Raw genomic sequence first — 17,358 nt, 5'->3', positions numbered from 1 at the left:
ATCTGAGCAAGACGCGTGAATTCCGCGTGAAATCAGGGCGAGCGGGCGATGGAAACCCCTTGGCAGTGTCACAGGGCGGCCATAGGCTACGGAACATTCGTCCTGCCGCCCGGGCGCGCGCTCGGCGCGATCGCGAGGCGGCAAGGTGGTCGTTCGATGAGGAGAGTCATGCAACGTCGCACAAGAAGCAGCCTGCTCGGGGTGGCCGCCGCCGCCGCGGGCGCGCTCGTCGCCGGCACGCTCGGCGCCGCGCCCGCGTTCGCCGCGGTCGACGGCTCGGGCGTGGTGATCAGCGAGATCTACGCGCGGGGCGGCAGCGCCAACCAGCCGTACACCCACAAGTTCGTCGAGCTGTACAACCCCACCGACTCGGCGGTCTCGCTCGAGGGTTGGTCGGTCCAGTACCGCTCGGCCGCGAGCACCGCCCCGGCGACGGGCGTGGTCGAACTGGGCGGGTCGATCCCCGCGAAGGGCAACTACCTCGTCGCCCTGAACAGCAACGGCTCGATCGGAGCGGCGCTTCCGACCCCCGACGCCTCCGAGGCGGTCGCGATCAGCGGCACCGGCGGTTCGCTCTTCCTCGCGAACGTGACGACGGCACTCAATCCCGGCACCGGCTCCATCATCGGCGCCGCCAACGTGATCGACTACGTCGGCTACGGCACCTCGTCGAACTTCGAGGGCGCGGCGGCTGCGCACCCGAACGCGAACACCGTGCCCGGCAGCATCTCGCGCACGGGCGGCGCCGACACCGACGACAACTCGAAGGACTTCAGCTTCAGCTCGACTCCGACCCCGACGAACTCGGGCGCCGGGCCGGTCGACCCCGAGCCCGACCCCGAGACCGCGTCGATCGCCGAGGTCCAGGGCGACGGTGCGGCGAGCCCGCTCGTCGGCAAGACCGTCACGGTCGAGGGCGTCATCACCGCCGACCACCGCACGGGCGGCTACAACGGCGTGACGATCCAGACCCCCGGCGCCGACACCACGCCCGGCGTCTCCGACGGGATCTTCGTCTTCCAGATGCCCGCCGTCGGCTCGATCGGCGACCTCGTGCGCGTGACCGGCACCGTGAGCGAGTACTTCGGCCTCACCCAGCTCACGACGAGCGCCGGCGGCGCCAAGGTCGTGACGGCCGCGGTCGGGCTCCCCGACGCGGTCGAGCTTCCCGCATCGACCGTCGGCTCGGCCCGCGAGCCGCTCGAGAGCATGCTCGTCGCGCCGACCGGCTCGTACCTCCTCTCGAGCACGCACGAGGCGTACAACTTCGGTTCGCTGTGGATGGCCGCGGGCGACACCCTGCCGGTCAAGAGCACCGAGCAGCTCGACGCCGGCGACAGCGCGAACGCGCAGGCCGCCGCCAACCGCGACCGCCTGCTGATCCTCGACGACGGCTGGGGCAGTGCGGTCACCTCCGCCGCGCACCCCGCCGAGCAGCCGTACCTCACGAAGGACGTGATCGTCCGCAACGGCGATCGCGTCATCCTGCCCGAGACGCCGTACGTGCTGAGCTACGGGTTCAACGCCTGGCGCCTGCAGCCCTCGACGCCGATCGACAGCGCGAGCCCGGCCTCGGTCAAGCCGACCTTCGAGACGCTCAACCCGCGCCCTGAGACGGCGCCGGTCGTCGGCGGCGACCTGCAGGTCGGCGTCTTCAACGTGCTGAACTACTTCACGACGCTCCAGAGCGAGAACGCCGCCGCGCGCGGTGCTGCCACGCCCGCGGAGTTCGCCCTCCAGGAGAAGAAGATCGTCAACGCGATCACCTCGCTCGACGCCGAGGTCGTCGCGCTCCAGGAGATCGAGAACTCCTTCAAGCTGGGCGAGGCCCGCGACGAGGCGACCGCGTCGCTCGTCGCGGCGCTCAACGAGGCCGAGGGCTCCGACATCTGGGCGTACATCCCGACGCCCGCCGCACTGACGGCGGCGACGACCGATGTCATCCAGAGTGCGATCATCTACCAGAAGGCTGCCGTCACCCCGAAGGGCGACGCGCAGACAGTGGTCGACGAGAGCGTCTGGGGCAACGCGCGCGAGCCGATCGCGCAGGTCTTCGAGCTGCCGAACGGCAACGACTTCTCAGTGGTCGCGAACCACTTCAAGTCGAAGAGCGGCACGGGCACGCAGCCGGCCGACGGCCAGGGCTTCTTCAACGCCGACCGCGTCGCGCAGGCCAATTCGCTCCTGACGCTCGCGGACTCGCTCGCGGCCGAAGCGGGCGAGGTCTTCCTCCTCGGCGACTTCAACTCGTACTCCGAGGAGGACCCGATCCAGGTGCTCACCGACGCCGGGTACAGCGACCTGCTGCCCGACCGCACCGACGACCAGTACACCTACACCTTCGACGGTGAACTCGGCTCGCTCGATCACGCGCTCGGCAACGCCGCAGCCGTGCAGGGCGTCACGGGCATCGGCCGCTGGGCGATCAACTCGCCCGAGTGGAGCGACCGCCAGTACGAGAACGGCTCGCCCGACGACGGCTCGGTGTTCCGCTCGAGCGACCACGACCCGCAGGTCATCGGTCTCGACAGCTCGAAGCTCACCGACGTCGTCGACATCAGCGTGATGACGATCAACGACTTCCACGGTCGCCTCGAGCAGGCGGCCCCGGCCGCCGGCGCCGCGGTGCTCGCGGGTGCCGCCGACGCCGTCCGCGCCGAGAACCCGAACACGGTCTTCGCCGCTGCGGGCGACCTCATCGGCGCCTCGACGTTCACCTCCTTCATCCAGAAGGACTCGCCGACGATCGCCGCGCTCAACGCGGCCGGACTCGACGTGAGCGCCGCCGGCAACCACGAGTTCGACCAGGGCTGGGCCGACCTGCGCGACCGCGTGCAGAACGAGGCCGACTTCGAGTACATCAGCTCGAACGTCTTCCTCAAGGGCACCGACGAGACGGCGCTCGCGCCGTACTACACGAAGTCCTTCGAGGGCGTCACGGTGGGCTTCATCGGAGCCGTCACCGAGGAGCTGACCTCGCTCGTCAGCCCGGCGGGCATCGCTGAGCTCGACGTCCGTCCGATCGTCGCCTCGGTCAACGCCCAGGCCGCGAACCTCACCGACGGCGACCCCGCCAACGGCGAGGCCGACGTGCTGATCCTGCTCGTGCACGAGGGTGCGGCGACGGCCGACCTCGCGAGCTCGACCGACGCCTCGGTGTTCGGCAAGCTCGTCGCCGGTGTCGACCCCTCCGTCAACGCCATCGTCTCGGCGCACACCCACCTGCCGTACAACCACGTCGTCGACGGCCGCCCGGTCGTCTCGGCCGGCCAGTACGGCGAGCGCTTCGGCCTCATGAAGATCGAGGTCGACGGCAAGACGAACGACCTCCTGTCGATCAGCAACGAGCTGAAGCCGCTCATGACGACGGCGACGACGAACCCGCCGGTCCCCGCCAAGCCGCTCTACCCGGCTGACGCCGAGGTCGCCGCGATCGTCGCTGCGGCCGCGAACACCGCCAACGAGCTCGGCAAGGTCAAGGTCGGCGACATCACCGCCGACTTCAACCGCGGCCAGATGCCCGGCAAAGACGCGAACGGCAACCCGATCATCGTCGAGGCGCGCGGCGCCGAGTCGACGATCGGCAACTTCGTCGCGGATGTGCAGCTCTGGGCCGCGCAGCAGGACGGCACGGCCGACATCGCGTTCATGAACCCGGGCGGCATGCGCACCGACCTGAAGTTCGCGAGTTCGAACGCGACCGACCCCGACGGCAACGTCACGTACCGCGAGGCGGCGAACGTGCAGCCCTTCGCGAACACGCTGTTCGTGCAGACGCTCACCGGCGCCCAGGTCACGCAGGTGCTCGAGGAGCAGTGGCAGCCCGCATCGGCAGCGCGACCGTTCCTGAAGCTCGGCGTCAGCGCCGGACTCGAGGTCGTCTACGACCCGACCGCGGCGGCAGGGTCGCACGTGACCAGCGTGTCGCTGAACGGCGAAGCGCTCGACCCCGCGGCGGAGTACAAGGTCGTGGCGAACTCCTTCCTCGCTGCGGGCGGTGACAACTTCTTCACCCTCGGCAAGGGCACCGGGCGTGCCGACACCGGCAAGGTCGACCTCGAGGCGATGGTCGACTGGTTCACGGCGAACAAGACCGCGACGCCCGACCAGGCGCAGCGCTCGGTGGGTCTCGTGCTGCCGGCTCCGGCCAACGGAACCGCCTACGTGGCCGGCGAGACGGTCGAGCTCGCGCTGAGCTCGCTCGACTTCAGCACCAACGAGGTCGCCGCGGGCGAGGTCTCGGTATCGATCGGCGGCATCGCCGTGGGCACCGCAGCGGTCGACCGCACCGTCGTCGCCACCACCGACGAGGGCGGCCGCGCGAACCTCACGATCACGATCCCCGAGGGCGTCGGCGGCGCGCAGTCGCTCGCGATCTCGGTGGCCTCGACCGGCACCTCGGTCGAGGTTCCGATCACGATCGAGGAGCCCCCGGTGGTCGAGGAGACCGACACCTTCGTGATCGGTCTGCCGAACAAGCTGATCGCCAAGGCGAACTCGGCGGTGCTGTACAAGGGCCAGGTCTTCGCGCAGGACGGTTCGAAGCCGGTCGGCACGCTGACCGTCTCGGACGGGTCGACCGTGATCGCCACGGTCGAGGTGACCGAGAAGGACAAGGGCCGCTTCAGCGTCAAGCTGCCGAAGCTCTCGCGCGGCGTGCACGTGCTGAGCGCGAGCTTCGACGGGGCGACGCCGTTCGCCGACTCGTCGGCGATCCCGGTGCCGATCCTCATCTGGTAGTCACTACCCCTGGGGTGAGCAGTTCTCCCTGACAATGGGGCGGGCGGAGATTCTCCGCCCGCCCCATTGGCGTCCGGGCTGGGCGTCCGAGGTGCTCAGTAGACTCGTCGGGTGAGCAGGAACGCCGAACCCGATCGGGCCGAAGAGGCCGCGTGGAACCTCGACGAACTCGCTCCGCCGCCCGACGACGAGTGGCCGCCGCCGCCGCCCGACGACTACGCGGGCGGGCCGGTCGACTGGGGTACTCCGACGGGCCGTGTCGTGGCGAGCTCCTCGACCGAGCCGCCCCGCACCGCAGCATCCGGCCTGCAGCGGGCGGCGACCGCCGCGCCGGCCCGCTTCGCGAGCGCACAGGAGGCGCTCCACACCGTCTTCGGCTACGACGCGTTCCGCGGCGAGCAGGCCGAGATCATCGAACAGGTGGCCTCCGGCGGCGATGCGGTCGTGCTCATGCCGACGGGTGGCGGCAAGAGCCTCTGCTACCAGATTCCGGCCCTGCTCCGCGAGGGCACGGGCGTGGTGGTGTCGCCGCTCATCGCGCTCATGCACGACCAGGTCGACGCGCTCGTGCGCAACGGTGTTCGTGCCGCGTACCTGAACTCGAGCCAGCAGGCGGGTGAGCGCGCGGCCGTCGAGCGCGCCTACCTCGACGGCGAGCTCGACCTGCTCTACATCGCCCCCGAACGTCTGAACACCGAGGGCGCCAAGCAACTGCTCGCCCGCGGCACCGTGTCGCTGTTCGCGATCGACGAGGCGCACTGCGTGGCGCAGTGGGGTCACGACTTCCGGCCCGACTACCTCGCCCTCGCCGAACTCGCCGAGCGTTGGCCCGAGGTGCCGCGCATCGCCCTCACCGCGACCGCGACCGAGGCGACGCATCGCGAGATCACCGAGCGGCTCTCGCTCGGCGGCGCGAAGCACTTCGTCTCGAGCTTCGACCGGCCGAACATCCAGTACCGCATCGCGCCGAAGCTCGAGGTGCGCCGCCAGCTTCTCGACTTCGTGCGCAGCGAGGGCGTCGACGCCGAGGGCAAGCCGGTGCCGGGCATCGTGTACGCACTGAGCCGCGCGACCACCGAGAAGATCGCGGCCTTCCTCGCCGCGAACGGCGTCAACGCCCTGCCGTACCACGCCGGTCTCGACCCCGAGCTGCGCCGTTCGACGCAAGACCGCTTCCTCCGCGAAGACGGGGTTGTCGTCGTGGCGACGATCGCCTTCGGCATGGGCATCGACAAGCCCGACGTGCGATTCGTCGCCCACGTCGACCTGCCGAAGTCGGTCGAGGGGTATTACCAGGAGACGGGACGTGCGGGTCGCGACGGCGCCCCCGCGACGGCGTGGCTCGCCTACGGCCTGCAAGACGTGGTGCAGCAGCGCCGCATGATCGACGACAGCCCGGGCGATCTCGCGCATCGGCGTCGTCTGTCGGCGCACCTCGACGCGATGCTCGCCCTCTGCGAGACCGTGCAGTGCCGCAGGCAGAACCTGCTCGCCTATTTCGGCGAGGCGAGCGAACCCTGCGGCAACTGCGACACCTGCCTCGAGCCGCCCGCCTCGTGGGACGGCACGGTGCCGGCGCAGAAGTTCATGTCGACGATCGTCCGACTGCAGCGCGAGCGGCGCCAGAAGTTCGGGGCCGGCCACCTCATCGACATCCTGCGGGGCAAAGAGACGCCGCGCGCGCGCCAGTACGGCCATGACTCGCTCTCGACCTGGGGGCTCGGCGCCGATCTCAGCGATCAGCAGTGGCGCGGCGTCGTGCGCCAGCTGCTCGCCCAGGGGCTGCTCGCGACGCACGGCGAGTACGGCACGCTCACCATCACCGACGCCGCAGGCGAGGTGCTCTCGGGGCGGCGCAGCGTGATGCTGCGCACCGAGGTCGAACGCGCATCCCGCTCGCGCGGCGCCAAGGCGGCTCCGGCTGCGGCCGATCTCGAGCCCGCACAGGCCGAGCTCTTCGAGCAGCTCCGCGCATGGCGCGCGGGGGAGGCGCGTGACCAGGGGGTGCCCGCCTACATCGTGTTCGGCGACGCCACCCTGCGGGCGGTCGCCGTCGCGAAGCCCGCGAGCCTCGGCGAGCTCGACGGCATCACGGGCATCGGCGCCAAGAAGCTCGAGGCCTACGGCGAGGCGCTGCTCGCGGTGGTCTCGGCGGCCTGAGCCCGCCGACGCGCGTCAGCGCGTCCGGTGTCGCTCGGGGTTCCGCCGTCGGTGTCCCGAGCCACGGCGCCCGGCACGAACTCGGGCGTGACGAGCTCGCGGAAGTACTCGCGCAGGTGCGTTCCGACATCGATCGACCGGTCGTACAGCCACTGGATCTGCAGTCCGTCCCACACCGCGGGCAGCCACGCCGATTCGTGACGGGGATCGCGATCATCGCGCAGGGTGCCCTCGTCGCGCATGCGACGGAGGAGGCTCAGGAAGTAGCGCCGACTCTCTCGGAATCGGCGTGCGAAGTAGTCGTGCGCCGGATGACCCGGTGTCGCCCCCTCGCACGAGAGCACCGCGTACAGCTCGATCAGCCCGGGCTCGTCGCGGGCCGTGCGGTCGGCCGTGTCGGCGAGGGCGAACAGGCGGTCGGCCGCGGTGTCCGCGCCGACCGGTTCGGGCGTGATCGTGCGCCGGTCGCGGAGGCGCAGCACCGAGGTGAGCAGTTCGTCCTTCGATCCGATGTGGTGCAGGAGCGTCGACTTCGACATTCCGGCGTGCTCGGCGAGCTCGCGCAGGCTCGTGCCGTGGAAGCCGTCGCGGGCGAAGAGCTCGATCGCGCTCGCGACGATGCTCGCGCGGCGCTCACGGCCGAGCCGGCCCGCGGGTTCCTCGTCGACGATCACCGTCGGTGCGATGGCCTCGGCCGGCGCGGAGCGTTCGCCCGCGTCCACGGGGAGCGGATCGCCGAGGAGTCGCCGCTCGTGCCGCTCGAGGTGGGCGACGAGATCGAGCTCGGGGTCGAAGCGCTGCTGCAACTGGAGGCCGTCCCAGGCGGCGACGACGAGGGTCGCCTCGGTGACCGGATCGAGGCCGCCGCCGAGCGGCAGCGCCGCGAGCTGCTCCGTGATCGCATCGCGTACCTGCGCGTAGCGCTCCCGCAGGTGCTCGTGGGCGGGGTGAGTCGTGCTCGCGGCTTCACCGGCGAGCGCCGTGTACAGCTCGAGGTATCCGGGCGTGCGGGCGTTGCGCTCGGCGAGCGCTGCCATGCCGAGGGTGCCTGGCGCGAGTTCGACCTCATCGATCCACTCGGCGTTCGCGCGGTCGAGACGTTCGACGACGGCACCGAGCAGTGCGTCCTTCGAGGCGAAGTGGCGGAGGAGGCCCGGATGGGTGACGCCGGCGAGGCCCGCCACGTCGCGGAGCGACACAGCCGCGATGCCATCGCTGACGAATGCGGCGGTCGCCGCGTCGAGGATGCGCGTGCGGGTCTCGCCGGATCGCGCCTGCCGGGTCGGTGCGGCGGCGCCGCCGAATCCCGCGGTGCTCATCGGGTCATCCTCATCGTTCTCGAGGCTACCGTCGCGGTCGCAGGAGATTTTGTTACCAAGCGGTCGAATTTCGATTAGGCTCCCTGCAATCGCACCCCCAACCCGATCCGAAAGGTCACCGGACAATGTCGTCTCGTCGTTTCATCCGCCTCGCCGCGGCCGGCACCGTCGCCGTCGCCCTCTGCTCGCTCGCCGCGATGTCGGCGCAGGCCGTCGAGCCCGTCGCGAAGAAGCCCAAGGGCCAGCCCGTCACGATCTACCTCACCCGCCACGGCGAGACCATGCTCAACGCGCTCGAACGCGTGCAGGGTTGGTCGGACTCGCCGCTCACCGACGAGGGGCGCCAGGTCGCCGAGCACCTCGGCGCCGGGCTCGCCGAGGCCGGCATCGACTTCGAGGCCGCCTACTCGGCCGATATGGTCCGGCATTGGGAGACCGTGTCGCTCGCGCTCGACGAGGTGGGCTACCGCGGCGAGGCCGTGCGCGACGAGCGCCTGCGCGAGATCTCGTTCGGCAAGTACGAGGGCGGCGACGGGCTCGAGATGTGGAACGAGATCGCCGTCGAACTCGGCTACGCGCACGTCGGCGAGCTCTTCGAGGACCCTGAGTTCGACATGGGCGAGGCGCTCGACGCGATGGCGCGCCTGAACGAGGGCTCGGGTCTGAAGGCCGAGACATCGGGCGAGGTCGCCGAGCGCGCACTCGCGGCGCTCGAGGAGATCGCGGCGAAGCAGTCGAAGAAGGGCGGCGACGTGCTCGTCGTCTCGAGCGGCATCACGATCATCGCAGCGCTCGACGCGCTCGGCGCCGACCTCAGCGAGGTCGTCGAGGGCATCGAGAACGGCGCCGTGTCGGAACTCGTCTACCAGGGCGGCAAGTGGACCGTGCGGACCGTCAATGATCTGAGCTACGTCGAGGCCGGCTCCGACTGAGTCGTCGGAGAACCCGCTGGAAATCGACCGAGCGGCATTCAATACCGAATGCCGCTCGGTTTATGATCGAAGTGTGCCGCCACCTCGGCGGCCTCCCAGCCCGAAGCATGAAGGAGTGCCGGCATGACCGATCTGCAGAACAGGGATGCCGCGGCATCCGCCGATGACACCGCCCCCATCGACACGCGCTACCTCGACGCGAGCCTGCCGATCGCCGAGCGCGTCGAGATCCTGCTGTCGCAGATGACGCTCGAGGAGAAGGCCGGCCTCTTCTTCCAGACGGTCATCGGCATCAACCCCGACGGTACGCTCGCGGAGGAGCGCGGCATGGCTGGCGGCGGTTCGACCGACGAGTTCGTCAACGGGCTCAAGATGAACCACTTCAACATCCACCAGGCGCCCGCCGACCCTGGCGCCTTCGCCGAGTGGCACAACCGGCTGCAGGAGCTCGCCGCCGCGACGCGGCTCGGCATCCCGGTGACGATCTCGAGCGACCCGCGCAACTCGTACAGCGACAACCCGCTCGCGGCGCTGTTCGCCGGCGCCTTCTCGGTGTGGCCCGAGCCGATGGGCCTCGCGGCGATCGGCGACGAGGCGACGGTCGAGCGCTTCGCCGACATCGCCCGCCAGGAGTACACCGCCGTCGGCATCCGCGTCGCCCTGCACCCGCAGATCGACCTCGCCACCGAGCCGCGCTGGTCGCGGGCACTGCAGACCTTCGGCGAGGACGTCGAGCTCGCCTCGCGGCTCGGCGCCGCCTACATCCGCGGCTTCCAGGGCGAGACCCTCGGCCACGACTCGGTCGCGACGATGACGAAGCACTTCCCGGGCGGCGGCCCCCAGCAGGACGGCGAGGACCCCCACTTCGGCCACGGGCGCGAGCAGGTCTACCCGGGCGGCGAATTCGAACTGCACCTGAAGCCCTTCGAGGCGGCGTTCGAGGCCGGCACCAGCCAGATCATGCCGTACTACGGCATGCCGGTCGGCACGGAGTACGAGGAGGTCGGCTTCGGCTTCAACAAGTCGGTCGTCACCGGGCTGCTGCGCGAGCGCTACGGCTTCGACGGCATCGTCTGCACCGACTGGGGCCTCATCACCGACGACGAGATCATGGGCGAGCCGTTCCCCGCGCGTGCATGGGGCGTCGAGCACCTGAGCCCGCGCGAGCGCGTCAAGAAGGTCATCGACGCCGGCTGCGACCAGTTCGGCGGCGAGGCGTGCCCCGAGCTCCTCATCGAGCTCGTGCGCGACGGCGAGATCGCCGAAGAACGGGTGGATGCCTCGGCCAGGCGCCTGCTCCGCGAGAAGTTCGTGCTGGGACTCTTCGACCACCGCTTCGTCGACGTCGAGCGCGCGAAGCGCGTCGTCGGCTCCGCGGAGTTCGTCGCGGCGGGCGAGGCGGCGCAGCGCGCGGCGATCACCCTGCTGGTCAACCGCGAGCGCACGGATGCCACGGGCGCTGCCGCGCCCACCCTGCCGCTCGGCCGTGGGCTGAGGCTCTACGTCGAGGGCGTCGCGCCCGAGGTCGCGGGCGAGTACGGCGAGGTCGTCGCGAGCCCGGCCGAGGCCGACGTCGCGATCCTGCGTCTCGCCGCGCCGTTCGAGGAGCGACCGACCTTCTTCGAGAACTTCTTCCACTCGGGCTCGCTCGACTTCCCCGAGGAGCGCCTCGCGCACCTCCGCGAGATCGCGGCCGCGGTGCCGACCGTCGTGGACGTGTTCCTCGACCGTCCGGCGATCCTCGCGCCGATCGTCGACGAGCTCGCGGCGCTCACGGGCAACTGGGGCGCGAGCGACCGGGCGCTGCTCGACGTGCTGACCGGGGCCGCGGCGCCCGAGGGTCGCCTGCCGTTCGACCTCCCGCGCACCATGGCGGCGGTCGAGGCGAGCCGTCCCGACGTGCCCTTCGACACCGTCGACCCGCTCTTCCCGCACGGGTACGGTCTCCGCTACGAGGGTTGAGCCCGGCATCCGAACCGTCGCAATCGGTCGATCCTCATGACCGGATCTCGCCGATTGCGACGGTTCGCGGGTGCGCTTCGCCGCACACGGGGCTAGCATCGCGCCATGACCGCGAAACGACCCGCCGGGGTGACGATCGTCGCCGTGCTCACCTGGATCTCGGGCCTGCTGGACATCATCGGCGGCAGCATCCTCCTCTTCCAGACGAGCGTCGCCTCGACCGTCGAAGCGTTCGGCGGGGCGAGCCAGCTCATCACCTCGGCGATCGTGTCGATCCTGATCGGCGCCATCGTCATGATCGTCGGCGTCGGCCTCCTGCGCGGCAGCTCGGGGGCGCGCCTCGTGATCACCGTGTTCCAGGTGCTCTCGATCGGCGCCAGCGTCTTCTTCGCGATCACCTACCCGCCGGGTGCGATCGGCGAGTACTTCAGTGCAGCGGTCTCGGTGATCGTCATCGCGCTGCTCTGGACCGGGCGGGCGAACGAGTTCTTCCGCGACTGAGTCGGGGCGGATGGCGGTCGCGGCCTCCCGAGCTCGCTTGTGGATGCCCCAATGCTCGCGCCGCTCGTCTTTGTAGAGGGCGCACAGTCGCTTCCGAGTGCCCTCCGCTCGGGTTTGTAGGGGCCGGACGCACTGTTTCGGGCACGCCGGGCACCGTCCTACCGTGGAATGAGGCGCGCACCGCACGCGCCGGACCGCAGACGAAGGACGAGACCGACGATGGTTGACACGGCACCCCGCACCGCGAAGCAGACCCCCGCGCCGACGCGCGCCGCCGCCCCGACCCCCACGACGGCGTCGAAGCCGGCCGACACCGAGGCATCCTCGCCCCGCATCGACGTCGCTTCGCTGGGCCGCCAGCTCCTCGGAACCTGGCCCGAGGTGCGCCTCGCGGCGCGCGAGCGCGCCGCCCAGCCCGAGCTGCAGCGCATCGAGGGGCTCTCGATGGCCGAGCACCGCGAGCGCGTGCTCGGCCAGCTGAAGATCCTCGTCGACCAGGGTGCCATCCAGCGGGCGTACCCGAAGTCGCTCGGCGGCCTCGACGACCACGGCGGCAACATCGCAGCCTTCGAAGAGCTCGTCATCGCCGACCCGAGCCTGCAGATCAAGTCGGGCGTGCAGTGGGGCCTCTTCGGCGCCGCGGTGCTGCACCTCGGCACGAAGCCGCACCACGACAAGTGGCTCCCCGCGATCATGTCGCTCGAGGTGCCGGGCGCCTTCGCGATGACCGAGATCGGGCACGGCTCCGACGTCGCGGCGATCGCGACGACGGCGACCTACGACGAGGAGACGCAGGAGTTCGTCATCCACACGCCGTTCCGTGCGGCGTGGAAGGAGTTCCTCGGCAACGCCGGGCTCCACGGCAAGCACGCGACCGTCTTCGCGCAGCTCGTCACCAAGGGCGTGAACCACGGCGTGCACTGCTTCTACGTGCCGATCCGCGACGACGAGGGCGAGTTCCTGCCGGGTGTCGGCGGCGAGGACGACGGGCTGAAGGGCGGCCTCAACGGCATCGACAACGGCCGGCTGCACTTCACGAACGTGCGCATCCCGCGCGAGAACCTGCTGAACCGCTACGGCGACGTCGCGCCCGACGGCACCTACTCGTCGCCGATCGAGAGCCCCGGCCGCCGCTTCTTCACGATGCTCGGCACGCTCGTGCAGGGCCGCGTCTCGCTCGACGGCGCCTCGACCGTCGCGAGCGCCATGGGCCTCACCATCGCGATCACCTACGGCAACCAGCGCCGCCAGTTCACGGCGTCGAGCGACACCGACGAAGAAGTGCTGCTCGACTACCAGCGTCACCAGCGCCGACTCCTCCCGCGCCTCGCGACGACGTACGCGCAGGTCTTCGCGCACGACGAGTTCCTCGTGAAGTTCGACGCGGTGTTCAGCGGCAAGGCCGACACCGACGACGACCGCCAGGACCTCGAGACGATCGCGGCCGCCCTGAAGCCGCTGTCGACCTGGCACGCCCTCGACACGCTCCAGGAGGCGCGCGAGGCCTGCGGCGGCGCCGGCTTCATCGCCGCGAACCGCCTCGTCGGCCTCCGCCAGGACCTCGACGTCTACGTGACGTTCGAGGGCGACAACAACGTGCTGCTGCAGCTCGTCGCCAAGCGCCTGCTCACCGACTTCTCGAAGCAGTTCAAGGACGCCGACGCCGGCGCGATGGCCCGCTACGTGGTCGCGCAGACCGCCGAGCGCGCCTACCACGGCACCGGCCTCCGCCGCCTCGCCCAGACCATCGCCGACTTCGGCTCGACCGCCCGCTCGGTGAGCGAGCTCCGCGACGAGAAGTCGCAGCGCGAGCTGCTCACCGACCGCGTCGAGACGATGATCGCCGAGATCGCCGGTCGCCTGCGCGACGCGCGCAAGCTGCCGAAGGCCGACGCCGCGGCCGCGTTCAACCGCAACCAGAACGAGCTCATCGAGGCGGCACGCGCGCACGGCGAGCTGCTGCAGTGGGAGGCGTTCACGCGCGGCCTCGCGAAGGTCTCCGACCCGGGCACCAAGCAGGTGCTGACCTGGGTTCGCGACCTGTTCGGCCTCGGCCTGATCGAGAAGCACGCGGCCTGGTACCTGATGAACGGCCGCCTCTCGCCCCAGCGGGCGCAGTCGGTGACGGCCTACATCGACCGGCTGATCGAGCGCCTGCGCCCGCACGCGCAGGACCTCGTCGACGCGTTCGGCTTCGCACCCGAGCACCTGCGCGCGACGATCGCGACCGGCATCGAGCAGGAGCGGCAGGACGAGGCGCGCGCGTACTTCGACGAGCAGCGCCGCGCGGGCACGCTGCCCGTGCCCGAGAAGGCGAAGTCGAAGAAGAAGAAGTAGCTACGGCCGCAGGGCCGGTGAGCGGGGCCGGGGCATTCGAATCGAGGATGCCCCGGCCTCGCGTCGTTCGGGCACCTGCCCAGTCGCCCGGCGCGGTCGTCGGGCGGCAGACTTGAACGCATGTCGCGTTCCATCCGGATCCTCATTGCCGTCGTCTCGGTGATCGCCCTGCTCGTCGTCGTGTTCCTGGCCTACGCCCACGCGGTGATGCAGGGCGAACGGCCCGAGGCGCTCGAGGCCTGGCGCGACGACGCCGTCGTGATCACCTCCACCGAGACGGGCATCGTGATCGAGCCCGTCGACGGCGCCACCGGCGAGGGGCTCGTGTTCATCCCGGGGGCGAAGGTCGACCCGTACGCCTACCTGTACAAGCTCTCGGGGGTGTCCGAGGCATCCGGCCTCACCGTCGTGATCACGAAGCCGACGCTGAACCTCGCCTTCTTCGATCAGCGCCCACTGTCGACGTTCACGGCGCTTGCGCCGGGCGTCGGCGACTGGTCTGTCGGCGGGCATTCGCTCGGCGGGGTGCGGGCCTGCCAGCTCGCCGCCGAGGGCGCGAGCGGCGCGGGTGACGAGCTGGTGGTCGGCGTCATGCTGTTCGGCTCGTACTGCGCGGACGACCTCGCGGGGTCGGGCCTCGCGGTGCTCAGCATCTCGGGTGCGAACGACGGACTCTCGACGCCCGAGAAGGTCGCGGGGGCGGCGCACCTGCTGCCCGCCGACGCCGATTTCGTGGAGCTCGAGGGCGTGAACCACGCCGACTTCGGCGACTACGGCGTGCAGCCCGGCGACGGCGTCTCGACCCGCGACGACGCCGAGGTACGGCGCGAGATCGCGGCGGCGGTCGCCGCGTTCGTCGGCTGAACCGAGCCGGCGCGGCGATGAACATCGTGCCCCGTACGGGGATTGTATGCTGGCCCGCATGGCCGCTGACACGACCGGGCGCGACGAGCCCGACCTGACGCTCCGACTGCTCTGGCGCGAGCGGCTCGGCCGCCCCGTCGGCAGCCGCGGGCCGAAGCAGAGCTCGAGCATCGACGAGGTGCTCGAAGCGGCCATCCGCCTCGCCGACGACGAAGGCATCGAGGCGCTCTCGATGCGCCGCGTCGCCGACCGGCTCGGACTCAAGCCCATGTCGGTCTACACCTACGTGCCCGGCCGCGCCGAGCTCATCGACCTCATGGTCGACCACGTCGCCGGCGAGGTGCCGCTGCCGCGCCCCCGCGGTGCGCTGCGCGACCGGCTCGCGCTGATCGCCCGGCTCCAGTGGGACGAGTACCTGCGGCACCCCTGGCTGCTCGAGATCGACACCAGCCGGCCGCCGCTCGGCCCGCACATCTCGGACCACTGGGAGTGGTGCCTGCGCACGCTCGACGGCTTCGGCCTCGACGACGTCGACCTCGACCGGGTGCTCACGATGGTGCTCGGGTTCGTCGCAGGACCGGCGCGGTCGCACCTCGACGCCGAGCGGCTGCAGCGCAGCTCGGCGGAGACCGACGACGACTGGTGGGCGCGCAACGCGCCGCTGCTCGATCGCATCATGGACCCCGACCGCTACCCCGTCTCGGGCAGGGTCGGTCAGGCGGCCGGTGCGGTCGTGAGCGCGCCGAACGACTCGTTCGAGTTCGGGCTCGCCCGCCTCATCGACGGCATCGAGGTGTACGTGCGATCGAGCCTGCGCGAGACGGCGTAGAGGCCGAGGCTACTCGGCCGGCGGGCGCATCAGGAGGCCCGCGACGACACCGACGACCGCGCCCGCGGCGAGCCACAGCCAGAACCCGGTCCAGAGGCTGACGCCGACGCCCACCAGCAGGCCGACGACGAGGCCGACGATGATCTGCTTGCGGCGGGCTGCGGGCGACGGGGATTCGGCCATGTCCCCAGTCTAGGAGGCCGGCCGCAGCCCCTCGCGGCTCACCTGCCGGCGAGCAGCTCGGCGCGGGCGGCGGCGCGCTCCTCGCCCGTGATGACCCCTCGGGTCGCCAGGTCGTCGAGCTCCGCGAGCCGCTGCTCGAGCGTCTGCTTCGGCGCGAGCAGCTCGCTGTCGAGCGCACGGGTCGCGAGGTCGGTCTGCAGCGTGAACGGGTCGTGCCCGGCCGAGCGGGCCTTGTTGTAATTGCGGATCGCCAGCACGATCGACACGACGATTCCGCCGACGACGAACAGGCAGGCGAGCACGAAGACCGTGCCGAAGGCGCCGGAGGCGGCCATGAACGGGTCGGGGGCGACGGGGGAGGGCAGGAAGGGGTCGTCCACGGGGATCCTGACATCGGCTCGACGGATGGGTGGGCTCAGCCTAGGGGCCGTCAACGGTCGGAGGGAAGGGCCTCGTCAGATGAGCCCGAGCGCGCGCACCGCCGCCCGCTCCTCCTCGAGCTCGGCGACCGACGCCGCGATGCGGCCGCGCGCGAACTCGTCGACGGCGAGGCCCGGCACGATGCGCCAGCCGCCGTCGACCGACTCGACCGGGAACGAGGAGATGAGCCCCTCGGGCACGTCGTACGAGCCGTCCGAGACGACCGCTGCGCTCGTCCAGCCCTGCGGGGTGCCGAGCACCCAGTCGCGCACGTGGTCGATCGTCGCCGAGGCGGCCGACGCCACCGACGACGAGCCGCGCACCTCGATGATCTCGGCGCCGCGCTTGGCGACGCGCGGAATGAACTCCTCGACGAGCCACGCCCGGTAGCCTTCGGCGCCCAGGCGCGCCGTGAGCAGCGCCGGCACCGAGTCGCCCGCCGCCGTCGCGTGCGCGAGGTCGGGGAACTGGGTGGCCGAGTGGTTGCCCCAGATCGTCACGCCGCGGAGCTCGTGGACCGCCGAGTCGACGGTCGCGGCGAGCTGACCGAGCGCCCGGTTGTGGTCGAGGCGGGTGAGCGCGGTGAAGCGCTCGGCCGGGACATCCGGAGCGTGCGACGACGCGATGAGCGCGTTCGTGTTCGCCGGATTGCCGACGACGACGACCCTGATGTCGTCGGCGGCACCCGCGTTGATCGCCGCGCCCTGCGGGCCGAAGATGCCGCCGTTCGCGGCGAGGAGGTCGCCGCGCTCCATGCCGGCCGTGCGCGGTCGCGCCCCTACGAGCAGCGCGACGTTCGCGCCCTCGAACGCGGCCCTCGCGTCGTCGAAGACCTCGACGCCGTGCAACAGCGGGAACGCGGAGTCCTGCAGTTCGAGCGCCGCGCCCTCGGCCGCCCGCACCCCCTGCGGGATCTCGAGCAGGTGCAGCCGCACCGGGGTGTCGGGGCCGAGCATCGCCCCGGAGGCGATGCGGAACAGGAGTGCGTACCCGATCTGGCCGCCCGCGCCCGTGAGGGTGACGGTGACCGGCTTCTTCGCTGCCATGGTTTCGAGCCTAGCCGCGACCGCGGGTGCCCTGCGGCGCGGCGCCGGGGCGCGGCATCCGGTGC

12 protein-coding genes are annotated in these 17,358 nt (G+C 71.0%); 8 read left to right on the top strand and 4 right to left on the bottom strand.

The features are described from left to right. The first annotated feature begins 168 nt into the window (after positions 1–168). Positions 169–4,740 (top strand): ExeM/NucH family extracellular endonuclease, encoded by a 4,572-nt coding sequence (locus tag ACFVTR_RS07350; RefSeq protein WP_387036051.1) that lies wholly within the window; start codon positions 169–171, stop codon positions 4,738–4,740. Between the two features lie 111 nt (positions 4,741–4,851). Beyond that, a complete protein-coding gene (recQ, locus tag ACFVTR_RS07345) occupies positions 4,852–6,900 on the top strand; it encodes a DNA helicase RecQ (RefSeq protein ID WP_387036049.1) in 2,049 nt (682 codons plus the stop codon). On the opposite strand, the gene ACFVTR_RS07340 is transcribed toward recQ, so the two are convergent. Further along, positions 6,861–8,219, bottom strand: coding sequence for a TetR/AcrR family transcriptional regulator (locus ACFVTR_RS07340; protein WP_387036047.1), 1,359 nt, complete (start codon positions 8,217–8,219; stop codon positions 6,861–6,863). The two genes, recQ and ACFVTR_RS07340, sit on opposite strands and share 40 nt — an antisense overlap. A gap of 125 nt (positions 8,220–8,344) precedes the next feature. On the opposite strand from ACFVTR_RS07340, the gene ACFVTR_RS07335 reads away from it, so the two are divergent. The 6 genes from ACFVTR_RS07335 (at position 8,345) to ACFVTR_RS07310 (ending at position 15,644) form a co-directional block, all read left to right on the top strand. After that, a complete protein-coding gene (locus tag ACFVTR_RS07335; RefSeq protein ID WP_387036045.1) occupies positions 8,345–9,151 on the top strand; it encodes a histidine phosphatase family protein in 807 nt (268 codons plus the stop codon). 123 nt (positions 9,152–9,274) lie between these two features. Next, complete coding sequence (locus ACFVTR_RS07330) at positions 9,275–11,113, top strand: glycoside hydrolase family 3 protein (protein WP_387036043.1); 1,839 nt, start codon at positions 9,275–9,277, stop codon at positions 11,111–11,113. 105 nt (positions 11,114–11,218) lie between these two features. Continuing rightward, positions 11,219–11,614 (top strand): hypothetical protein, encoded by a 396-nt coding sequence (locus tag ACFVTR_RS07325; protein ID WP_387036041.1) that lies wholly within the window; start codon positions 11,219–11,221, stop codon positions 11,612–11,614. A 219-nt stretch (positions 11,615–11,833) separates the two neighbouring features. Continuing rightward, on the top strand, positions 11,834–13,951 hold the full coding sequence (locus ACFVTR_RS07320) for an acyl-CoA dehydrogenase (protein WP_387036039.1): 2,118 nt from the start codon (positions 11,834–11,836) through the stop codon (positions 13,949–13,951). A gap of 120 nt (positions 13,952–14,071) precedes the next feature. Then, positions 14,072–14,815 carry an alpha/beta hydrolase gene (locus ACFVTR_RS07315; RefSeq protein WP_387036037.1) on the top strand — a complete coding sequence of 248 codons (744 nt, stop codon included), beginning with the start codon at positions 14,072–14,074 and terminating at the stop codon, positions 14,813–14,815. A 58-nt stretch (positions 14,816–14,873) separates the two neighbouring features. Next, positions 14,874–15,644: a TetR/AcrR family transcriptional regulator gene (locus ACFVTR_RS07310; protein WP_387036034.1), complete on the top strand. Its 771-nt coding sequence runs from the start codon at positions 14,874–14,876 to the stop codon at positions 15,642–15,644. Between the two features lie 9 nt (positions 15,645–15,653). Here ACFVTR_RS07310 and ACFVTR_RS07305 read toward each other — a convergent pair whose 3' ends face one another. The 3 genes from ACFVTR_RS07305 to ACFVTR_RS07295 form a co-directional block, all read right to left on the bottom strand. Continuing rightward, positions 15,654–15,827 carry an HPP family protein gene (locus tag ACFVTR_RS07305; RefSeq protein WP_376943921.1) on the bottom strand — a complete coding sequence of 58 codons (174 nt, stop codon included), beginning with the start codon at positions 15,825–15,827 and terminating at the stop codon, positions 15,654–15,656. Positions 15,828–15,865: 38 nt separating this feature from the next. Then, positions 15,866–16,207 carry an SHOCT domain-containing protein gene (locus ACFVTR_RS07300; RefSeq protein ID WP_387036031.1) on the bottom strand — a complete coding sequence of 114 codons (342 nt, stop codon included), beginning with the start codon at positions 16,205–16,207 and terminating at the stop codon, positions 15,866–15,868. A gap of 75 nt (positions 16,208–16,282) precedes the next feature. Then, the gene (locus tag ACFVTR_RS07295; protein WP_387036030.1) at positions 16,283–17,293 is read right to left on the bottom strand and encodes a malate dehydrogenase; all 1,011 of its coding nucleotides are present in this window, start codon (positions 17,291–17,293) and stop codon (positions 16,283–16,285) included. Positions 17,294–17,358 lie beyond the last annotated feature (65 nt).

Source organism: Agromyces sp. NPDC058126 (assembly GCF_042884595.1).
GTDB lineage: Bacteria > Actinomycetota > Actinomycetes > Actinomycetales > Microbacteriaceae > Agromyces.
Note: the sequence above shows the minus strand (reverse complement) of the source record. Positions and strands in the feature narration are given on the sequence as shown.